At 43.6% G+C, this 15,531-nt stretch carries 14 protein-coding genes and 1 tRNA gene; 8 read left to right on the top strand and 7 right to left on the bottom strand.

Annotation, left to right across the window (positions count from 1 at the left end; translation table 11 throughout):
- Nucleotides 1-9 precede the first annotated feature (9 nt).
- The 5 genes from der (at nt 10) to JWG44_RS14335 (ending at nt 3,825) form a co-directional block, all read left to right on the top strand.
- Nucleotides 10-1,482 carry a ribosome biogenesis GTPase Der gene (gene der, locus JWG44_RS14355; RefSeq protein ID WP_205275683.1) on the top strand — a complete coding sequence of 491 codons (1,473 nt, stop codon included), beginning with the start codon at nt 10-12 and terminating at the stop codon, nt 1,480-1,482.
- Nucleotides 1,479-2,129: a glycerol-3-phosphate 1-O-acyltransferase PlsY gene (gene plsY / locus JWG44_RS14350; RefSeq protein WP_205275682.1), complete on the top strand. Its 651-nt coding sequence runs from the start codon at nt 1,479-1,481 to the stop codon at nt 2,127-2,129. Before der ends, plsY begins: the two co-directional genes overlap by 4 nt.
- Nucleotides 2,104-2,856 carry a hypothetical protein gene (locus JWG44_RS14345; protein ID WP_205275681.1) on the top strand — a complete coding sequence of 251 codons (753 nt, stop codon included), beginning with the start codon at nt 2,104-2,106 and terminating at the stop codon, nt 2,854-2,856. The genes plsY and JWG44_RS14345 overlap by 26 nt, the downstream gene beginning before the upstream one ends.
- A gap of 115 nt (nt 2,857-2,971) precedes the next feature.
- Nucleotides 2,972-3,184, top strand: a complete 213-nt coding sequence (locus JWG44_RS14340; RefSeq protein ID WP_205275680.1) for a hypothetical protein — start codon at nt 2,972-2,974, stop codon at nt 3,182-3,184.
- A gap of 146 nt (nt 3,185-3,330) precedes the next feature.
- Nucleotides 3,331-3,825, top strand: coding sequence for a hypothetical protein (locus JWG44_RS14335; RefSeq protein ID WP_205275679.1), 495 nt, complete (start codon nt 3,331-3,333; stop codon nt 3,823-3,825).
- Nucleotides 3,826-4,461: 636 nt separating this feature from the next.
- On the opposite strand, the gene JWG44_RS14330 is transcribed toward JWG44_RS14335, so the two are convergent.
- The gene (locus JWG44_RS14330) at nt 4,462-6,300 is read right to left on the bottom strand and encodes a motility associated factor glycosyltransferase family protein (protein WP_205275678.1); all 1,839 of its coding nucleotides are present in this window, start codon (nt 6,298-6,300) and stop codon (nt 4,462-4,464) included.
- Nucleotides 6,301-6,389: 89 nt separating this feature from the next.
- Here JWG44_RS14330 and JWG44_RS14325 point away from each other — a divergent pair, with 89 nt between their 5' ends.
- Complete coding sequence (locus JWG44_RS14325; protein WP_205275677.1) at nt 6,390-9,164, top strand: chromosome segregation SMC family protein; 2,775 nt, start codon at nt 6,390-6,392, stop codon at nt 9,162-9,164.
- Between the two features lie 31 nt (nt 9,165-9,195).
- Here the strand turns inward: JWG44_RS14325 and JWG44_RS14320 are convergent, their stop codons facing one another.
- Together JWG44_RS14320 and JWG44_RS14315 are read right to left on the bottom strand one after the other, a co-directional pair.
- Nucleotides 9,196-10,239: an HD domain-containing phosphohydrolase gene (locus JWG44_RS14320; RefSeq protein ID WP_205275676.1), complete on the bottom strand. Its 1,044-nt coding sequence runs from the start codon at nt 10,237-10,239 to the stop codon at nt 9,196-9,198.
- A 503-nt stretch (nt 10,240-10,742) separates the two neighbouring features.
- Nucleotides 10,743-11,267 (bottom strand): DUF1564 domain-containing protein, encoded by a 525-nt coding sequence (locus tag JWG44_RS14315; protein WP_205275675.1) that lies wholly within the window; start codon nt 11,265-11,267, stop codon nt 10,743-10,745.
- Nucleotides 11,268-11,398: 131 nt separating this feature from the next.
- Between JWG44_RS14315 and JWG44_RS14310 the strand changes: the two genes are divergently transcribed.
- Both JWG44_RS14310 and thiH read left to right on the top strand, forming a co-directional pair.
- Nucleotides 11,399-12,226, top strand: a complete 828-nt coding sequence (locus JWG44_RS14310) for a thiazole synthase (protein WP_205275674.1) — start codon at nt 11,399-11,401, stop codon at nt 12,224-12,226.
- Entirely contained in the window at nt 12,207-13,340 is a 1,134-nt protein-coding gene (gene thiH / locus JWG44_RS14305; RefSeq protein WP_205275673.1) for a 2-iminoacetate synthase ThiH, read from the top strand. The genes JWG44_RS14310 and thiH overlap by 20 nt, the downstream gene beginning before the upstream one ends.
- Before the next feature lie 183 nt (nt 13,341-13,523).
- Here the strand turns inward: thiH and JWG44_RS14300 are convergent, their stop codons facing one another.
- The 4 genes from JWG44_RS14300 to JWG44_RS22705 form a co-directional block, all read right to left on the bottom strand.
- Nucleotides 13,524-13,808, bottom strand: a complete 285-nt coding sequence (locus tag JWG44_RS14300) for a Cys-rich protein (protein WP_205275672.1) — start codon at nt 13,806-13,808, stop codon at nt 13,524-13,526.
- A gap of 20 nt (nt 13,809-13,828) precedes the next feature.
- Nucleotides 13,829-13,902: transfer RNA gene (locus JWG44_RS14295), tRNA-Met, on the bottom strand.
- Nucleotides 13,903-13,978: 76 nt separating this feature from the next.
- Nucleotides 13,979-15,265 (bottom strand): hypothetical protein, encoded by a 1,287-nt coding sequence (locus JWG44_RS14290; RefSeq protein WP_205275671.1) that lies wholly within the window; start codon nt 15,263-15,265, stop codon nt 13,979-13,981.
- Nucleotides 15,266-15,336: 71 nt separating this feature from the next.
- Entirely contained in the window at nt 15,337-15,519 is a 183-nt protein-coding gene (locus tag JWG44_RS22705; protein ID WP_408611981.1) for a hypothetical protein, read from the bottom strand.
- Nucleotides 15,520-15,531 lie beyond the last annotated feature (12 nt).

Below are 15,531 nucleotides of genomic sequence, written 5' to 3'. Positions count from 1 at the left end.
AGGATCCATATGGCTAAAGCCAGAAAAAAAACAACCGAAGAATCGGAAGAAATCGTTCCGATCAAAGCTCCACGAAAAGAACCCGGTGAAATCATTCCCGTTGTTTCGATCGTGGGAAGACAGAACGTGGGAAAATCCACGCTCTTCAACGCGCTCTTAAAAAAGAAACTCGCGATCACCGAAGACTATCCCGGTGTGACGCGTGACGTTCTTTCCGCGAGAATCTATCAGGAAGACAAGGACTTGGACTTTTATCTCTGCGATACTCCGGGACTCGACATCGACAATCCGGATACGCTTGCCCAATCCATATTAGAAGCCGCTTATAGACAACTCAAGGCTTCCGATCTGATCATCTTTTTATTGGATAAGAATGAGGTTACTCCGGCGGATCATACTCTTCTCGGATATCTGAGAAGGGAACCCGATGTCGCGAAAAAACCGATCATCTACTGCGTAAACAAGGCGGATAAGGAACTCGACGAGTTCGATCTTGAAGAATTCTATAGAATGGGTCTTGCCGAAGTCCTTCCCATCTCGGCCGTGGGAAGAAAGAATCTCGGACTACTTCTGGAGAAGATTAAATTTTTCTTAAGTGGAAGAAAACTCGGAAAAGTCTGGATCGAAAAGATGAATCCTGCGAAGAAGAAGGACGCACAACCCCTTCCTCTCGCGGAAGAAGACTACGAGTTTCGTCTTGCGATCGTCGGAAAACCGAATTCCGGAAAATCCAGTTTGTTAAATGCGATCTGCGGTTACGAAAGGGCGGTGGTCAGCGCCGTCGCCGGAACCACACGGGACTCGGTGGACACTCTATTAGAATTCGGTGATAGACGTTTGCTTTTGACCGACACCGCAGGGATTCGAAGACACAGCAAATCCGCGGAAGCTTTGGAATTCTATTCGTATCAGAGAACTCTCAAGGCGATCGATGGAAGCGATCTTGTCATCCATCTTCTGGACGCACAAAAGGGTTTCGGGGATTTTGATAAAAAGATCACTTCTCTTTTGCAGGAAAAAGGAAAACCGTTTTTGATCGCGGTCAACAAATGGGACGCTATCGAAGACAAAAGCGATAAGACCTTCAAGGAATATAAGGAAAAACTATTCAGCAGATTTCCATTGTTAAACGAAGTCCCGATCATCACGATCAGCGCGACCGAAAAACTCCGCGTCAAAAAGTTGGTGGATCTTGCGTTCGATCTCGCGACCCGTTCTCAGAGAAAGGTGAGCACTTCCGAGTTGAACAAAAATCTCAAATCCTGGATGGGACTTGCGGGAAGATCGTTTTCCGCCCACCAACCTCCGAAGATGTTGTATTGCACTCAGGTTTCGACTTCTCCGTTTCATCTTATTTTGTTCGTAAATCACGTAGACTACTTCAAACCGAATCTCGTTTCTTTTTTGAAAAAGAAACTTACGGAGACTTACGAACTCCAAGGAATCCCGGTTCAATTGGAGTTTCGCTCGGATCGTAAATGAATTTTCTTCTTTGTGCTTTTTTAAGTTTTGCCGCGGGTTCGATTCCTTTCGGATATTGGATCGCTCTTCGATTGGCCGGCGTGGATATCCGCAAGTCCGGAAGTAAAAACATAGGCGCGACGAACGTCGGCCGATTGGTCGGTTGGAGATACGGTTTTCCCGTTTTGGTTTTGGACGTTGCCAAGGGCGCGCTTCCGGTTTATCTTTCCGGGTTGTTTCTTCCGGAAGGTGGAATTCCGTTTCAGTTGCTCTGCGGAGTCCTGGCCGTCCTCGGACATATGTTCTCCCCATTCTTAAACTTCAAAGGTGGGAAGGGAGTTGCGACTGCGTTAGGCGTGTTCTTGGTTCTTACTCCGATCGCGTGTTTGGGAGCGGTTCTCGTTTTTTTAGCGGTTTATAAATTTTTTAAATTTGTTTCTCTGGGATCAATTTTTGCTTCCCTAACGCTTCCTCTCGTTTATGCTTTTTCCTCGGTTCTTCTTTTACACGAAGAGATTTCGTATTGGGTTTTAGGAACCATGATTTTTATCTCTATCGGGATCATACTGACCCATAGGGAGAACATCCTTCGGATTTTAAATCAGTCCGAATTGTTCGCGATCAAAAACGAGGATCAAAAAAGTGATTCAGAGAGAAATCGACGATAACAAATCTCGCGAAGAAAAGATCGAATTCTTAGATCGATTCTTGATCTACCATCCCGTCTTCGAAATCGCGGACCTTTACAAATGGCTCTATTACGGAGAATTTGGAGAAGTTGAAAAACAAGAGTTCTATTCGGATCATACGGAAATCGTTCCTGAATTGCAGTCCATTCTAGACGACCTAAAAGAGGAAGAGGGAAAACTTTTTCCGGAAAGAGTCTGGGAACCTCTCGGCTTTTCGCAGAGATATCTTCTGATCTATCTGACTCCGTATGCAAAACGGGATTATCCTCTCAAAAGACTTGTCAATCTGATCCAGAGGTCTTCGGCGTTTCAAGGTTATAGGATGCGTTTTAAGTTGGACTGGATCATTCTAAAAGATTTGATCACCGAAAGACTTCCGGTTTTCACCAAACAAGAGTTTAACGACTTTGAGGATAGAATCCAGTTTCAACAGTTGCCAGATGTGGAACTTTCCCCCACTTATAAAAACGCTTACCCGTACAAATTCCGCGTCGTCTCTGCAAAATTATTTTACGAATACTTTCCGGAATTTGTAAGAGAACCCAAAGGATTCTCTCTCCTGATGAAGATGAAAGACGAAGGAGAACCGGAACTGGAGCTTCCAAAAAAAGAAAAAACTTCCGAAAAGGTTTCGGCGATTCTCGCCGAAGTTCCCCAGGAACAGGATTCTGAAAATACCGAAAATTTTAATTTCGACGGCCTGTAATCCGGAGAGAATTTGAGGAAGGACCGAATTCGGGTTTGGATCGAAAGGTCGATTTTCGCTTTACAAAGTTGTAAAATGGTTGTTCCCTTGAAAGAAAAAAGGACATTCGCAGGCCATGCTCAAAGAAATCAATTTTGCACTTCAAAGTTCACCCGGCGCACGCCAATTTTCAAAGTCTGAATTTACGATTCGGAACATGCCCGATCGTCTTCATCCTCTTTCCGAATTGGAGAATGTAAATTCCGGTGCGCGGAACATCGCGAAGGTGGGAGTCAACACCGACGATCAAGCGACTCGAAGAGGTTATCTCATCGACTTAAACGCGTGAGAGATTTTAAAAAAGTAGGATCTCACACATTTCGCCTTTTTTACGAGGGGATTCTTTCTTAAAAAATTTCCAAAAAAAACGGACTCAAGGTTCGTATCCAAAAAGAATCCCGAGCAATCTTAAAAAACGATCGGTTTTACTACACGATGAAATTGCGTTTTGTTTTTAGGATACTCGTCTTACTCACCGGATTCCACTCTCTTTTTGCACAACGTTCGGACGGTCCGATCGGAAAATGTTATCCCTCCCTCAACGAATGGATAGAATCGATCGCGGGCCCGAATGGATTCGAGGATGAAAATATCAAAATCCAAAAGACGTCTTTTACCGATGGAAGTTTTTGGCTGATCGATTCCACACCTTCTAAAAATCGGGATTGGTATCTTCTACGACCTCAAAAAAAAGAGAAACTTTGCCTTATTCTCCAGACAAGCGCGTTCCAGATAAGGACAATCGAAAAGGGAAAACAAAGGATGATCCTCTCGAAGATCCAAGGTTCGGGAAATTTTCCGATGCGGGAAATTACTTTTGTTAGCGATTTCGGAGAAACGATATTTCAACCAAAGAATTGCGTAGAGATTGTATTTCACGGAAAAAAAATAGTTCGAAAAAAGTTTTCTTGTGCCTCCTTTTTGGAATAGACAGTATATTTTGTGGGAATTCCGACAAGAGTTTTGAGAGAGAATTGTGTTTGCAAAAAGTAGAATCTTCTGATATAGAAAATTTCTCCCCGTTTTTTTCCCGCCACCTCTCCTCCTCCACCCAATCAGGGCGGGGCGCGCGACTTTCACGGATGAGCTGTCGGTGGTACGACAATATTTTTAAAGATTCAGTTCACTTGCGGGCAGGGTTTGTTCATTCGGGCGGGAGGAGGTGTGGATTAACTCAATAGGACGCTCTTTACAAATCGTGTCGCAGGGAAAAAATCGGGAGATTTTCCTCTATTAGAAAAATCTAATCCTTGCAAATAAAAAGTCTTAATTGTAGGAACTCCTATAAAAATTCTCATGGGATTTCTTTGATTCTAAATCTAAACTTGCGGGTAACGTTATGAAACGAATCAGGGCGGGGTGCGAAACTTGCACCATGGAGGTCGGAACTACGACAAAAAACTCAACCTATGGGTCGCACGTAAAAACTCAGCGCTTCGCTCCCTATGGGTCGCACGCGAGACGCAAGAGTTTTACGGAGAATTTGTAGTTCTTACCACGAATTTTTTTCTAAGACTCACTCCTGGTTGAGCAAGGGTAAGGAAGAACGGAAAACTTCTTTCAAGTTCAAGACGTTTTGTTTTCGATTCCCGAAAGAAGTTTTCGTTTGAGTCCGGTAAATTCCTTCAAGACGGCTCCCAAAAAAAGGTCCTTCTTTCTGATTTCGTCTAACGTGTTTTTGTGTCTGAGAATGTAAATTTCAGTCTTCCGGACGAGATAACCTAAATCTTCCCAATCGGATATTTTTTTTCTAAAATCTGAGAGAATCGATTCATAAGAATCTCCCCGAACTGAAGGTTTTGAAAACGTATCCAAGACGTTTTGGATCTTCTCCAAAAGTTCTTTGCGAAAGGTTTCCGCAGTTTCCACGGAGATTTCCGGATCTTGTTCGGAATTCCAGGGAAGAAATTTTTTCCAGTAATATCCATGATCGGAAAATTGGGAAAGAATAGAATCCGCAGTTTCGATCGAAACGTTTTCACAGTTTGCGATTTTGGCGCCTCGAACGTTGACGTTGTAAACCGGGAAGTCGAGTGTCTGAAAGGATTCTTCAAACCAATGACGGTATAAATCCAAAACGTAATCCGTCAAAACCTCTCCTCCACCCGCAGACGGAACCAAACGAGTGTCCCTTTTTCGGATGATCATCTCGTTGATCCTTTCGAGACTCTGAGTTCGTTTTAGCAAGGTGAGCCATTTTTCGTTGTGATGAGTTCCCGTAGAATGGATTTCCCTTCCCGAATACGCGAGATCCTGTCCCACCAAAAAAATCGGCTTACAACCCAAGTTTCGAAGAAGGTCAAACGCGGTCGTCGCCACACTTCCTCCGGATTGAATGTCTCCGATGGTCCCGAGAATTTTTTCCGCAGTCTTCGAACCGGCGGTCACTTCTCTTTTGAGTTCCCCGCTTGCGTCGACTACATATTTCGCGGTCAAGGAATGAACGATCTTGGAAAACTTTTGAGATCTTAGGATAGGAGGAGAACTGACCAAGTCCGCAAACAAAGGCACGTTAAACGATTCCGCTCCCATAAAATGAAAGAAAGAATGAGTCTGTGCGTCGAGGGTAATCACTCCGTCCGGAACGATTCCGAACTTGAGGAGAGCTTTTAAGGAAGTATCACAGGAGAATAAAAAAACCTTCTCTCGGACCTTGGAAATCCATTCGCACTGACTTCGAAGGGAAGGCCCTGCGGAGACGAGCATCGCCGGAGTATTTGCGAACTTTTCTTTTAAGAGTTCGACACGGGTTCTTGGATTTTTAGAATCCGGAAAGTTCGCGGTGTTTACGAACGTGTTGGTGACCCAGATTCTTTCAAACTCGAACTTGGTCAAAAGGTCACTCATCTTGGAAGAAAGGATCTTTCGAATTTTAACTTCGAGTTCTCCGTAATACGATTCGTTCAGTGAAGTGCTCGCGGCGTTTCGAAAAATTCGGACCCCTGAAACTCTTTCGACGGGAAGCGACTCCATATAATTCCACAACAAGTTGAGCGCGGAATGACCGAGAAACAGATGTCTTCCCGGAACCTCCATCACCGATTCCAAAACTCCCTCCCAAAGAGGAAAGATGAGCTCGGGATGTTCGTCGATCAAAAGAAGAATCTGACCCGGTTCTAAATTCTTATGAACTTCATAGATAAGATGTGGATTTCCAAGCCCGATCACGGCGACGAGATCGGTCGCTGAAATTTTTTGGGCCTGAACGGATCGTAACGCTTGCGTCAGAGGTGAGACGGTGCTCGAAAGCGCGCGACCGTTGAAGTCGAGAAACCATTCTTCCGAATTCTTAGCCGGCTTGAGCGTGAACTGGAGGTTCGGGTCGGGTTGTCTTTGGAAATAGAGGGATAAGTACGGCTTTTTCCCGAATATTTCTCTTGTCTTTTCAGAGAGATTGTGAGACATAATAACCCAGGTGCATTCTATTCCCTGCCGAAATCTGGTCAATTGGAATCATCTTTCCGGAACATCCGGAATCGAAAAACACAAAAACTATGTATTTAAAAAGCCTGAATATTGTTGGATTCAAAACGTTCGCGGACGAGACGGAAGTTCTTCTCGATCCGGGTTTTACCGCCGTGGTAGGACCGAATGGAAGCGGTAAGTCGAATATCGTAGACGCGGTGAAATGGGTTTTCGGTGAGAAGTCCGCAAAGGGACTTCGCGGTGATAAGATGGACGACGTCATCTTTCACGGTTCCGAAGCGCGCAAACCCGCGGGTTATGCCGAAGTCTCGGTGATCTTCGATAATTCTTCCAGACTCATCAAGATGGATTATCCTTCGGTGAAGATGACCCGTCGTCTTTACTTGGACGGTAACAACGAATACTGTATCAACGATTCGAGGGTTCAGAGAAAGGATATCGAAAAACTTCTCATGGATACCGGGATCGGAAAGTCTTCCTATTCCATCATGGAACAAGGAAAGGTGGATCGGATTCTTCATTCCAAACCCGAAGAAAGAAGATTGATCTTCGAAGAAGCGGCGGGTGTTTCCCGTTTCAAGGTGGAACGTCAAGAAGCACTCAAACGTCTGGACGATACAAAACAAAACCTTCTTCGCATCCAAGACATCATGAATTCCATGAAAAAAGAAATGGAAGTCAAAGAGAAACAGGCCGAAAGAGCGGAAGCCTATTTTAAACTCAAAGCGGAGTTAGACGAAACCGATAAGATCATCCGTTATCTCAAATACAGCACTCTTACAAAAAAACTCAAGGCTTCCGAAGAGGAACTTCAATCCATCAAGGATAAGAATCAAACTCTTCTCGAAACGATCAGCGAAGAAACCGGAAGAATCGAAGTTTTGGAAAAGGACAAAGCGGAGATCGAAAAACGAGTCTCCGAGATCGATAAGAAATTATACGATCATCTTTCCCAAACAAAGATCCAAAAAGAGAAGATCGAAAAAAACAAACAGATCATCCTCGAATACGAGGAAAGAATTTCCGATATGACGGAAACTCTGAACAGCGAAGAATCTTCTCTGAGCCTTCTTGTCATCGATTTGGAAAGAATTCAGAGAGAATGTTCCGAACTCCAGGGTGAAGTCGAACTTCTCGAAGAAGAAATCGCTAAATTAAAGAATTCTAAACTAGTCCTCGAAAAACAAATCGAAGACGAAAATCACAGCGTTCTGGAAAAAGAATCCAAGATCGCTGCGAACGACAAGGCTCACAACGAACTCAGAGAAAAACTCAAAGAAGTGATCTTTGAACTGATCAGCCAACTCGAATCCAGAAAAAAAGAAGCCATCGATACCGAAACCCGCAGAAAGGAACTCAAAGAATTTCTTCTTTCGAGGATGTCCGAATACGCGGTTCAAATCCAGGATTTGCGAAACAATCTGCAACTCTCGGACAATTCTAAGATCGCCGCGGTTTTGGAAACCCTCGATCTCGGAGACGTTCAAACCAAGTTGGAAGAATTTGTTCATCTCGAGGATATGATCCGAAACATTCTTTTTGATCGAGACGGATTTCTTTCCCGCAAAGAAACCTTGGATCAACAGATCGAAGATCTCATTTTAGACAACGAAAATCTCACGAGAAGCATCAAAGATTCCGGTTTGAAGATCGAGTCTCTTCGAGAAGATTTGGAAGCGAACAAGGAACAAACCGTATTCTTAGAAAAGAAGGTTTTGGAACTTGGGTCCGAAAGAAATTCAAGACTCGAGGCGGCCAAAGCGATCGGACTTCGTAAAGAAGAGATCGAAAAAAGAATCCAGAACGCAAAGGATTCTATCCAAAACGTGATCGTTAAAAAGAAGGAATTCGAAAGGGAAGTTTCCGAACTCGAACAACAGATCGAATCCAGCTACAACGAATTTTTGGATATGAGCCGCGCTTTAGAATCCGAAAAGGAAACGCTTCGAAATATCCTAAAAGAAATCCAAACTCTCAAACACGATATTCAGAAAAATCAGGACGATTTTAAAAATCTCATTCCCGTTTTGACGGAAAAAGAAAGAACGGCTTCCGGTTTGAAAGTGCAGATCGATTCCTTTACGGAAGAATTGTACAACGACTATTCCATTTCGGAACAGGAACTCAGCGCCGAGTTTGAAAAGAGAGACTTGGAACGAACCAAGGAAGAAGTCAAACTCAAACGTCTCAAGTCCGACATTCAGATGTTGGGATCGATCAATCCTCTTTCTATTGAAGAATACAGAAGTGTCAAAGAAATCTACGAACACCACCGTGTTCAAAAAGAGGATATCGAAAGATCCAAAGGGGACGTGGAAGACGTTCTCAATCGAATCAACGAAGAATCCGAAAAACTCTTCCGGGAAACCTTCGAAAAGATTCGCGAGAATTTTCAGGAAACCTTTTCGACCTTGTTTAACGGGGGAAGGGCCATTCTCGAACTGACCGAAAGTGAAGATAGCTTAAACGCCGGAATTGAAATTATGGCGGAACCTCCGGGTAAACACGTTCAAAACCTAAGACTTCTTTCCGGCGGGGAAAAATCCATGACGGCCATCGCTCTTTTGTTTGCGATCTATATGGTAAAACCTTCTCCGTTCTGCTTTTTGGATGAGATCGACGCGGCTCTGGACGAAGCGAACAAACTTCGTTTCTGTCAGATCCTGGATAAGTTTAAGGACAAGTCTCAGTTTATCGTGATCACACACGCACAGTCCACGATCAACCGAGCAAATTCCATCTTTGGTGTTACGAACGAAGAACCCGGGATTTCGAAAATTCTTTCTCTAAAACTCGACGAGGCCGCTCATCTTGCGGAAAAAGTAACGGAAGCGGCGGTATAACGCGCTAAGGCTACAAGACGAAGATCGTATTTCAGGCGATACTTTCTTCGTTTTGTGTTGTTTCGCCGTTCATTTGGGTATGAACGGTGAATTCCACTTTTACTCTTAAAAGATCGACCAGGTTTTCACTGAAAATGTCCACGATCTCCGGATCGAAAGAAGTTCCCGCTTGTGATCGGATGTATTCCACCGCTTGTCCGATCGGCCATCCGTTTTTATAAGGGCGGTTCGTCGTCAAAGCGTCGAAGACATCCGCCACGGATGCGATTCGTGCGGAAAGACTGATCTCTTCTCCTTTGAGTCCGTAAGGATAACCGGAGCCGTCCCATTTTTCATGATGCCCGATACAAATCTCTCTCGCCACTTTGAGAAGTCCCGTTTCGTGTTCACCGATGATATTGGCCCCGATGATGGGATGGGTTTTGATGATTTCGAATTCTTCCGAAGTCAGCCTTCCGTTTTTTCGCAAGATAGAATCGGGGATTCCGATTTTTCCGACGTCGTGCATCGCCGACGCGTTGTGGATATCTTCCACGGATTCCGGAGAAAGTCCATAAGACTTTGCTAATACTTCGGAATACTTACTCATTCTTAAAATATGATTTCCGGTTTCATTGTCTCTGTATTCGGACGCTACCACCAATCTTCGGATGATTTCCAAACGGGAGGATTTGATTTCCAACATTCTACTGAGTTCAAGATGGGATTTTACCCTGGCTCTGAATACGGGAGGGCTAAAAGGTTTTTTTAAAAAATCGACTGCGCCCATTTGGAAACCAAGAGTTTCCATTTTCGGATCTTCGATGGAAGTGATAAAAATAACGGGGATATCGGTCGTCTGAGGATTTTTTTTCAGTCTACGGCAGACTTCCACACCTCCGATTTGAGGCATCCTGATATCCATAAGAATCAGATCCGGCTGATTGGTTCTGGCCAATTGAATCGCTAAATTCGGATCTTGGACGAGAATCGTTTCATAATCCTTTTCCAAATGGTGTTGGATCACTTGCAGATCCAATAAATTATCTTCTACGACCATCACTTTCTTTTTTCTCGGTATTGGAACTGTGTGCATTTGTTTTGGCTCGGATAGATTCGTATTTGGAAATCGGATAAAAGTTTTGCTTTGGATCTCTTTTGGCTCTGTTCTTAAGTGACTTATAAATAAATATGAATAATCCGTTTTTATATAAAAAAACAATTATAAAGGTTATAAAAAAAATAAAATTCAAGAATTATCCGAGTGGAGCGCGAGCGAAGCGAATACGAATAGTCTTTCTTCTTTTTGGGAGACAATGAACAGACGTTCTCTGAAATAAATTTACGTCCAATGAGTCAACTTCTTACCTCCGTTAATCGAAACGGGAACTCTATGAACTCGGAATTCTCTCTTTATTGGATGATTTGGAAAATATTACGGTACTGTAGTGGAGTTTTTCGTGGAAAGAGGAAGGGAGGCCGCGGTTTAAAGCGCAGGCAAACTCTGTAGATTCTATGAGCATAAGAGGCTCTGAGAAAATCGTGTCTCAAATTTTCTCTGAGCCTCTTTGTTTCGAGAACCGATGGGAGAATGGATTTTTAGGGAAAATCTTCCGGTGATAGGACGTGAATTGGGTTTGGTTCGAACTCTATCCTCTTTGTAATTTCGTTTTTAAGTAGATCGAGGTGCCAGATATAACTGTAAATATTTTGAAAGGTGGGACATCCCACATTTAAAACTCTATCAAGGTAAATTCCGCCTCCGGAATCCTCCAGCCAGAAGAGATAATTTACCATAAAACAACGAGAGACACCGTGTGCGGCCGCTAAGACGCCCAAGATGGCCCAGACTCCGGTATCAATTCTCATATTGATTCTTCTGAGTTTTCCTTGGTCCTTTTGATAAAGAATTTTTCCTGCATTCTTATTGATTCTCCTCAAGGAAAGAATGAGTTTCTGATATCTCCTCAAAAGTGGTAAGATCCGTTTCGGAAGCGCTTTTCTTTCTTCTTCGCTTAGACGATCCAGATATTTTTCAGGAATTAAGATCGTTTCCACGTTCATCCTGGATAAGACCAAAGTAGATTGAATTTTTCGATTCGTGTTTAAAAAGATTTGTCCCATATTCTTTCCGGTTCCAGGAAAGAATCGAACGTTGTCTATTTTAGAAAAAAAAAGATCTCTTCTGAGATTCTTTTCTTATTTTCAGAAGGCTTCTTGACGGAGAGGAGTCTTTGAAAGATCTCTACAGAAGAATGTCAAACGTATCTAAAGAATCCGAGGATTCTCTTGTAATCGCCGGACGGACTTTTCACTCCAGGCTTTTTTTAGGAACCGGAAAGTTTTCATCGGGGAAAATCATGCAAAGTGCAATCGAGGCTTCCGAAACCGAGGTTGTCACGGTCGCGCTGAGAAGAGTCGATTTGGAATCACCGGAAGACGATATTCTTTCCCATATCGATCGAGAACGGATTCTTCTTCTTGCAAATACGAGCGGAGCGCGGAACGCGGAAGAAGCGGTTCGTCTGGCCATTCTCGCGAGGGAATTAGGAGCAGGAGATTGGTTAAAATTGGAAGTCACACCCGATCCGGTCTATCTTCTTCCCGATCCGATCGAAACCCTCAAAGCAGCGAAGATCCTCGTCAAAGAAGGTTTTAAGGTGCTTCCTTATATCAATGCGGACCCGATCCTCTGCAAACATCTCGAAGACGCGGGTTGTGCGACCGTGATGCCCTTGGGTTCGCCGATCGGTTCCAATTTAGGAATTTCAACAAGGACGAATCTTGAGATCATCATCTCTCAATCCAAAATTCCGGTCGTCGTAGATGCCGGTCTTGGACTACCTTCTCACGCCGCGGAAGCGATGGAACTCGGAGCCGATGCGGTTCTTGTAAACACAGCGATCGCGATCGCAAAGAATCCCGTCGAGATCGCAAAAGCCTTTAAACTCGCGACGATTGCGGGAAGAATGGGACGTCTTTACGGCGGAAGCGGATCGAAGTTTCAATGGGAAGCCTCCGCCTCGAGTCCGCTCACCGGTTTTTTAAACGAAGAGGAAAGAAATGTACACGGAGCTTTTTGATAAAACTCCGTTTAAGTCCGGCTCTGAAATCATACGATCCAAAAAAAAAGAGGACGTAGAAAACGCTTTGCATCGCGGTTCTATCGGACTTCCTCTCGACTTCCAAGACTACCTTTCCCTCGTATCTCCTTCCGCTTCTTCGTATCTCGAACCGATGGCCTTTCTTTCGCAAAAAATCAAAAAGGAAAGATTCGGGAATACGATTCAACTTTTTATGCCTTTGTATCTTTCCAACGAATGTCGTTCTTCTTGTCTTTACTGCGGATTCAGTTATGAAAATAAGATCCCGAGAAAAACTCTTACCGAAGAGGAAATAAGAAAAGAGGTAGAGGTTCTCAAATCGAAAGGGATTCGTCATCTTGTAATTCTTACGGGAGAGGATTACAGTAAAACGAATTTGGATTATATTCTTCGAGCCGTTTCCATTCTAAAAGAATCCTTTGATTCTCTCGCGATCGAGATTTATCCCTTGGATACGGACGACTATCAAACCGTGATCGCTTCCGGAGTCGAAGCCCTGATCGTATATCAGGAAACCTATGACAGAGAAGTTTACGCGGAAAATCACTACAGAGGGATCAAAAAAAACATGGGCTATCGTTTGGAAGCCCCGGACCGGGGAGGGAAGGCCGGCTTTCGAAGGATCGGACTCGGAGCGCTCCTCGGACTTTCCGATCCCCTGGGAGAGATGTATAAACTCGGAGAACATGCAAAATATCTAATGAAAGAATATTGGAGAACTTCGTTTCAGATTTCCCTTCCTAGAATGCGGCCTGCGGCCGGGGATTTTCAGAAGATCGTTCCCGTAGACGATCGTGATTTTGTTCGGTATCTTTTTGCGCTTCGGATAACGTTTCCGGATATCGGTCTTGTTCTTTCCACAAGAGAATCTCCCCGTCTCAGGAACCGTCTCGCAAGTCTTGGAATTACTAGTATGTCCGTGGAATCCAAAACGGAACCGGGCGGATATTCCAACTCGGGCGCGCTCAAACAATTCGAGATCGAGGACGATCGTCCCCTCGCGGAAGTCGCGGCGTCTCTAAAAAGTGCGGGTCTGGATCCGGTCCTTAAGGATTTTGATCGGGCTTTGTTGTCATCGAAGGGTCTTTTTTGATTTGCGATTCCGATTCAAAAAGAATCTAAGTTTCCAAAAAGGAGGATAAATAGATTCTAAATTTAGAATATTCTAAAACCGGAATTTTTAGGAAAAGCCCCCGTTTTCAAAAGATATAAAAAAAGAGCGGGATAAAACCCGCTCTTTTTAATTCTAACGTAGAAGATCTTAAATTCGATCGTTCTATTTTTTATTCGCGTTGTATGCGTTTATGATACACTCGTTAAACGGTTTGCACTGATTTTTGTGGTTCTCAAAACATGCGGCAACCGCTTGTGAGTGTTTTTTGCAGGAATTCAAACATCCGGCCTTTACCTTTGTTTTTTCATCCGCGCTTAACTTTCTCGGAGCGTTTTGCTCCACACATCCCGAATAAAACCCGCAGATTTCGCTACAGGCCGGGGATTGAGCTGGCACGGACTGAGCCAGAAGGAAGAAAGAAAGAATCATTAGAAAGAGATATTTCAATGTCTTCTCCTTGAAACTATTAGCGACGCAGGGATTCGAACCCCGGACCTGCGGATTATGATTCCGTTGCTCTAACCAGCTGAGCTACGTCGCCGCTTTTATTGGACCCGACAAGTCGGTTCCAGTGCTATTTTTTTGAAGGGAATCGACCTGTCAAGGTTTCTTGATATTCAGGATTTCCAGATTTCTATGAGAGATTTCCAAGAAGAAACGTTTGCGATTTCGTCAATTTTTTTCGTCGAGAGGGAGTTTCGCTCCTTCCATTTTTGAAGAATCAAATCGTTCGTCGCGGAATGAAGATTTTTCCATTCTTCCTTTGTGGATTCGTCAGCGGAAATACTCTGAGAGGATTCTTGGATGATCTTGATACGATCTAAAAGTTTCGGAATTTCCACCTGCTCCAATTCTTCTCTCCGAAGATCTAAGTGAGAATCCAAAATCTTTTTGGAAACTTCGAATTCTTTTTGGAGAAGTTCGAAAAAGAATTTTTCATCCGTTTCCAGATGTCTCGCTACGCGAGCGGCAAATCGGTGTTCCGTGACGTCCCTCCAGGATTCACTTTTCGTAAACTTCGAAATCATATTCGAATTAGAATTCGTTGAATTTCCAGGCTCCCATTTTTCCCAAGCATCCAAGATCGAAGAATTCAAAACTAAAAATACAAAGGAGGCACTGAGCCAGGGCGAAATCGTTATTTCGAGAGAAGAATCGCCGTAGACCGGAGCGTTTTCGAAATCGAGCCCCGCTAGAACGGAGCCGGACCGTTGGATCCAAACGGGAAGAATTTCCTTTATCGAAAAAAGATCGATTCTTATACTCTGAAACTTAAATTCGAGATCGGAAATACGTTCGCTAAAAAGATGAATCGCAAACAAACTCTGTGTCGCGCTGAGTTTGGGCGTGATTAGAATTTTTTGACTTCCTCTTTCCAAAATTCTTTCCACGAAGTTTTCCGGAATCTCAGTTTCTAAAATTCTTTCCAAAGAATCGTTCGATTTCGAAGAGATCAAAAACTCCAACTGAAAAGTCTGCGTCTCTCCATTCTTCTTTGTTTTTTGAAATCGTTCGGCTTCGATCTTTTCTTCCAGAAATAAAATCTTGGATGCGATGGATTCTTCTTCGGATTCAAAAGGGAAATAAAATATTTCTTTCCAGACAAAAGGAGGAAACGTTTGAGAAGGAATTCTTGGAGGGATGGATTTCGAAAATTCGGAGAGGGTTTGTATGGAACGTTCCGTTTCGCGCAAAAAATCCGGGAGCGTCGATTGTTCGATGGCGTTTTCAGGGAATTCTACGCAGAATTTTGCGTTCTGTCCTTCGGCCCAGTGTTTCAATCGGAGATGGAATTCTTTCCGAACGGTTTCGGAAACTCCGCTTTTTGTGAAGAGGAGTTCCATCGTTTCTCGGTCGAGCATTGTCTTTATAGCCGCTTCGTTCAGAAATTGAATCTGTTTCATCTGGTTCTCATTGATGGATAATATTTGCGCAGAATGGTTGTTCTTGGTACTGGCTCTGTACGAATTTTAAGCTAGTTGCCGAAGGGATTGGAAAAAAGAGAAAATCTGCTACCGCATTGTATTTTAGGGCTTGCCTGTCGTTCAAGGAATTTTACTCTGATTCCGGAATCGACTTCAAAACGGATCCAAAGAGTAGAGCAGACTCTTTTTTTCGGAAAACCGGGGATTTGCTTCCCATGGTACGAAATTTGCATCGAATCTACAGA

This window comes from Leptospira ainazelensis (genome assembly GCF_016918785.1).
GTDB lineage: Bacteria > Spirochaetota > Leptospiria > Leptospirales > Leptospiraceae > Leptospira > Leptospira ainazelensis.
Note: the sequence above shows the minus strand (reverse complement) of the source record. Positions and strands in the feature narration are given on the sequence as shown.

Excerpts from the sequence above, each read along its gene's own strand:
- JWG44_RS22705 (WP_408611981.1), bottom strand. The coding sequence starts at position 15,519 with ATGCAAATTTCGTACCATGGGAAGCAAATCCCCGGTTTTCCGAAAAAA.
- JWG44_RS14290 (WP_205275671.1), bottom strand. The coding sequence starts at position 15,265 with ATGAAACAGATTCAATTTCTGAACGAAGCGGCTATAAAGACAATGCTC.
- JWG44_RS14335 (WP_205275679.1), top strand. The coding sequence starts at position 3,331 with ATGAAATTGCGTTTTGTTTTTAGGATACTCGTCTTACTCACCGGATTC.
- JWG44_RS14330 (WP_205275678.1), bottom strand. The coding sequence starts at position 6,300 with ATGTCTCACAATCTCTCTGAAAAGACAAGAGAAATATTCGGGAAAAAG.
- JWG44_RS14310 (WP_205275674.1), top strand. The coding sequence starts at position 11,399 with ATGTCAAACGTATCTAAAGAATCCGAGGATTCTCTTGTAATCGCCGGA.
- JWG44_RS14320 (WP_205275676.1), bottom strand. The coding sequence starts at position 10,239 with ATGCACACAGTTCCAATACCGAGAAAAAAGAAAGTGATGGTCGTAGAA.
- der (WP_205275683.1), top strand. The coding sequence starts at position 10 with ATGGCTAAAGCCAGAAAAAAAACAACCGAAGAATCGGAAGAAATCGTT.
- plsY (WP_205275682.1), top strand. The coding sequence starts at position 1,479 with ATGAATTTTCTTCTTTGTGCTTTTTTAAGTTTTGCCGCGGGTTCGATT.
- thiH (WP_205275673.1), top strand. The coding sequence starts at position 12,207 with ATGTACACGGAGCTTTTTGATAAAACTCCGTTTAAGTCCGGCTCTGAA.
- JWG44_RS14325 (WP_205275677.1), top strand. The coding sequence starts at position 6,390 with ATGTATTTAAAAAGCCTGAATATTGTTGGATTCAAAACGTTCGCGGAC.
- JWG44_RS14315 (WP_205275675.1), bottom strand. The coding sequence starts at position 11,267 with ATGGGACAAATCTTTTTAAACACGAATCGAAAAATTCAATCTACTTTG.
- JWG44_RS14340 (WP_205275680.1), top strand. The coding sequence starts at position 2,972 with ATGCTCAAAGAAATCAATTTTGCACTTCAAAGTTCACCCGGCGCACGC.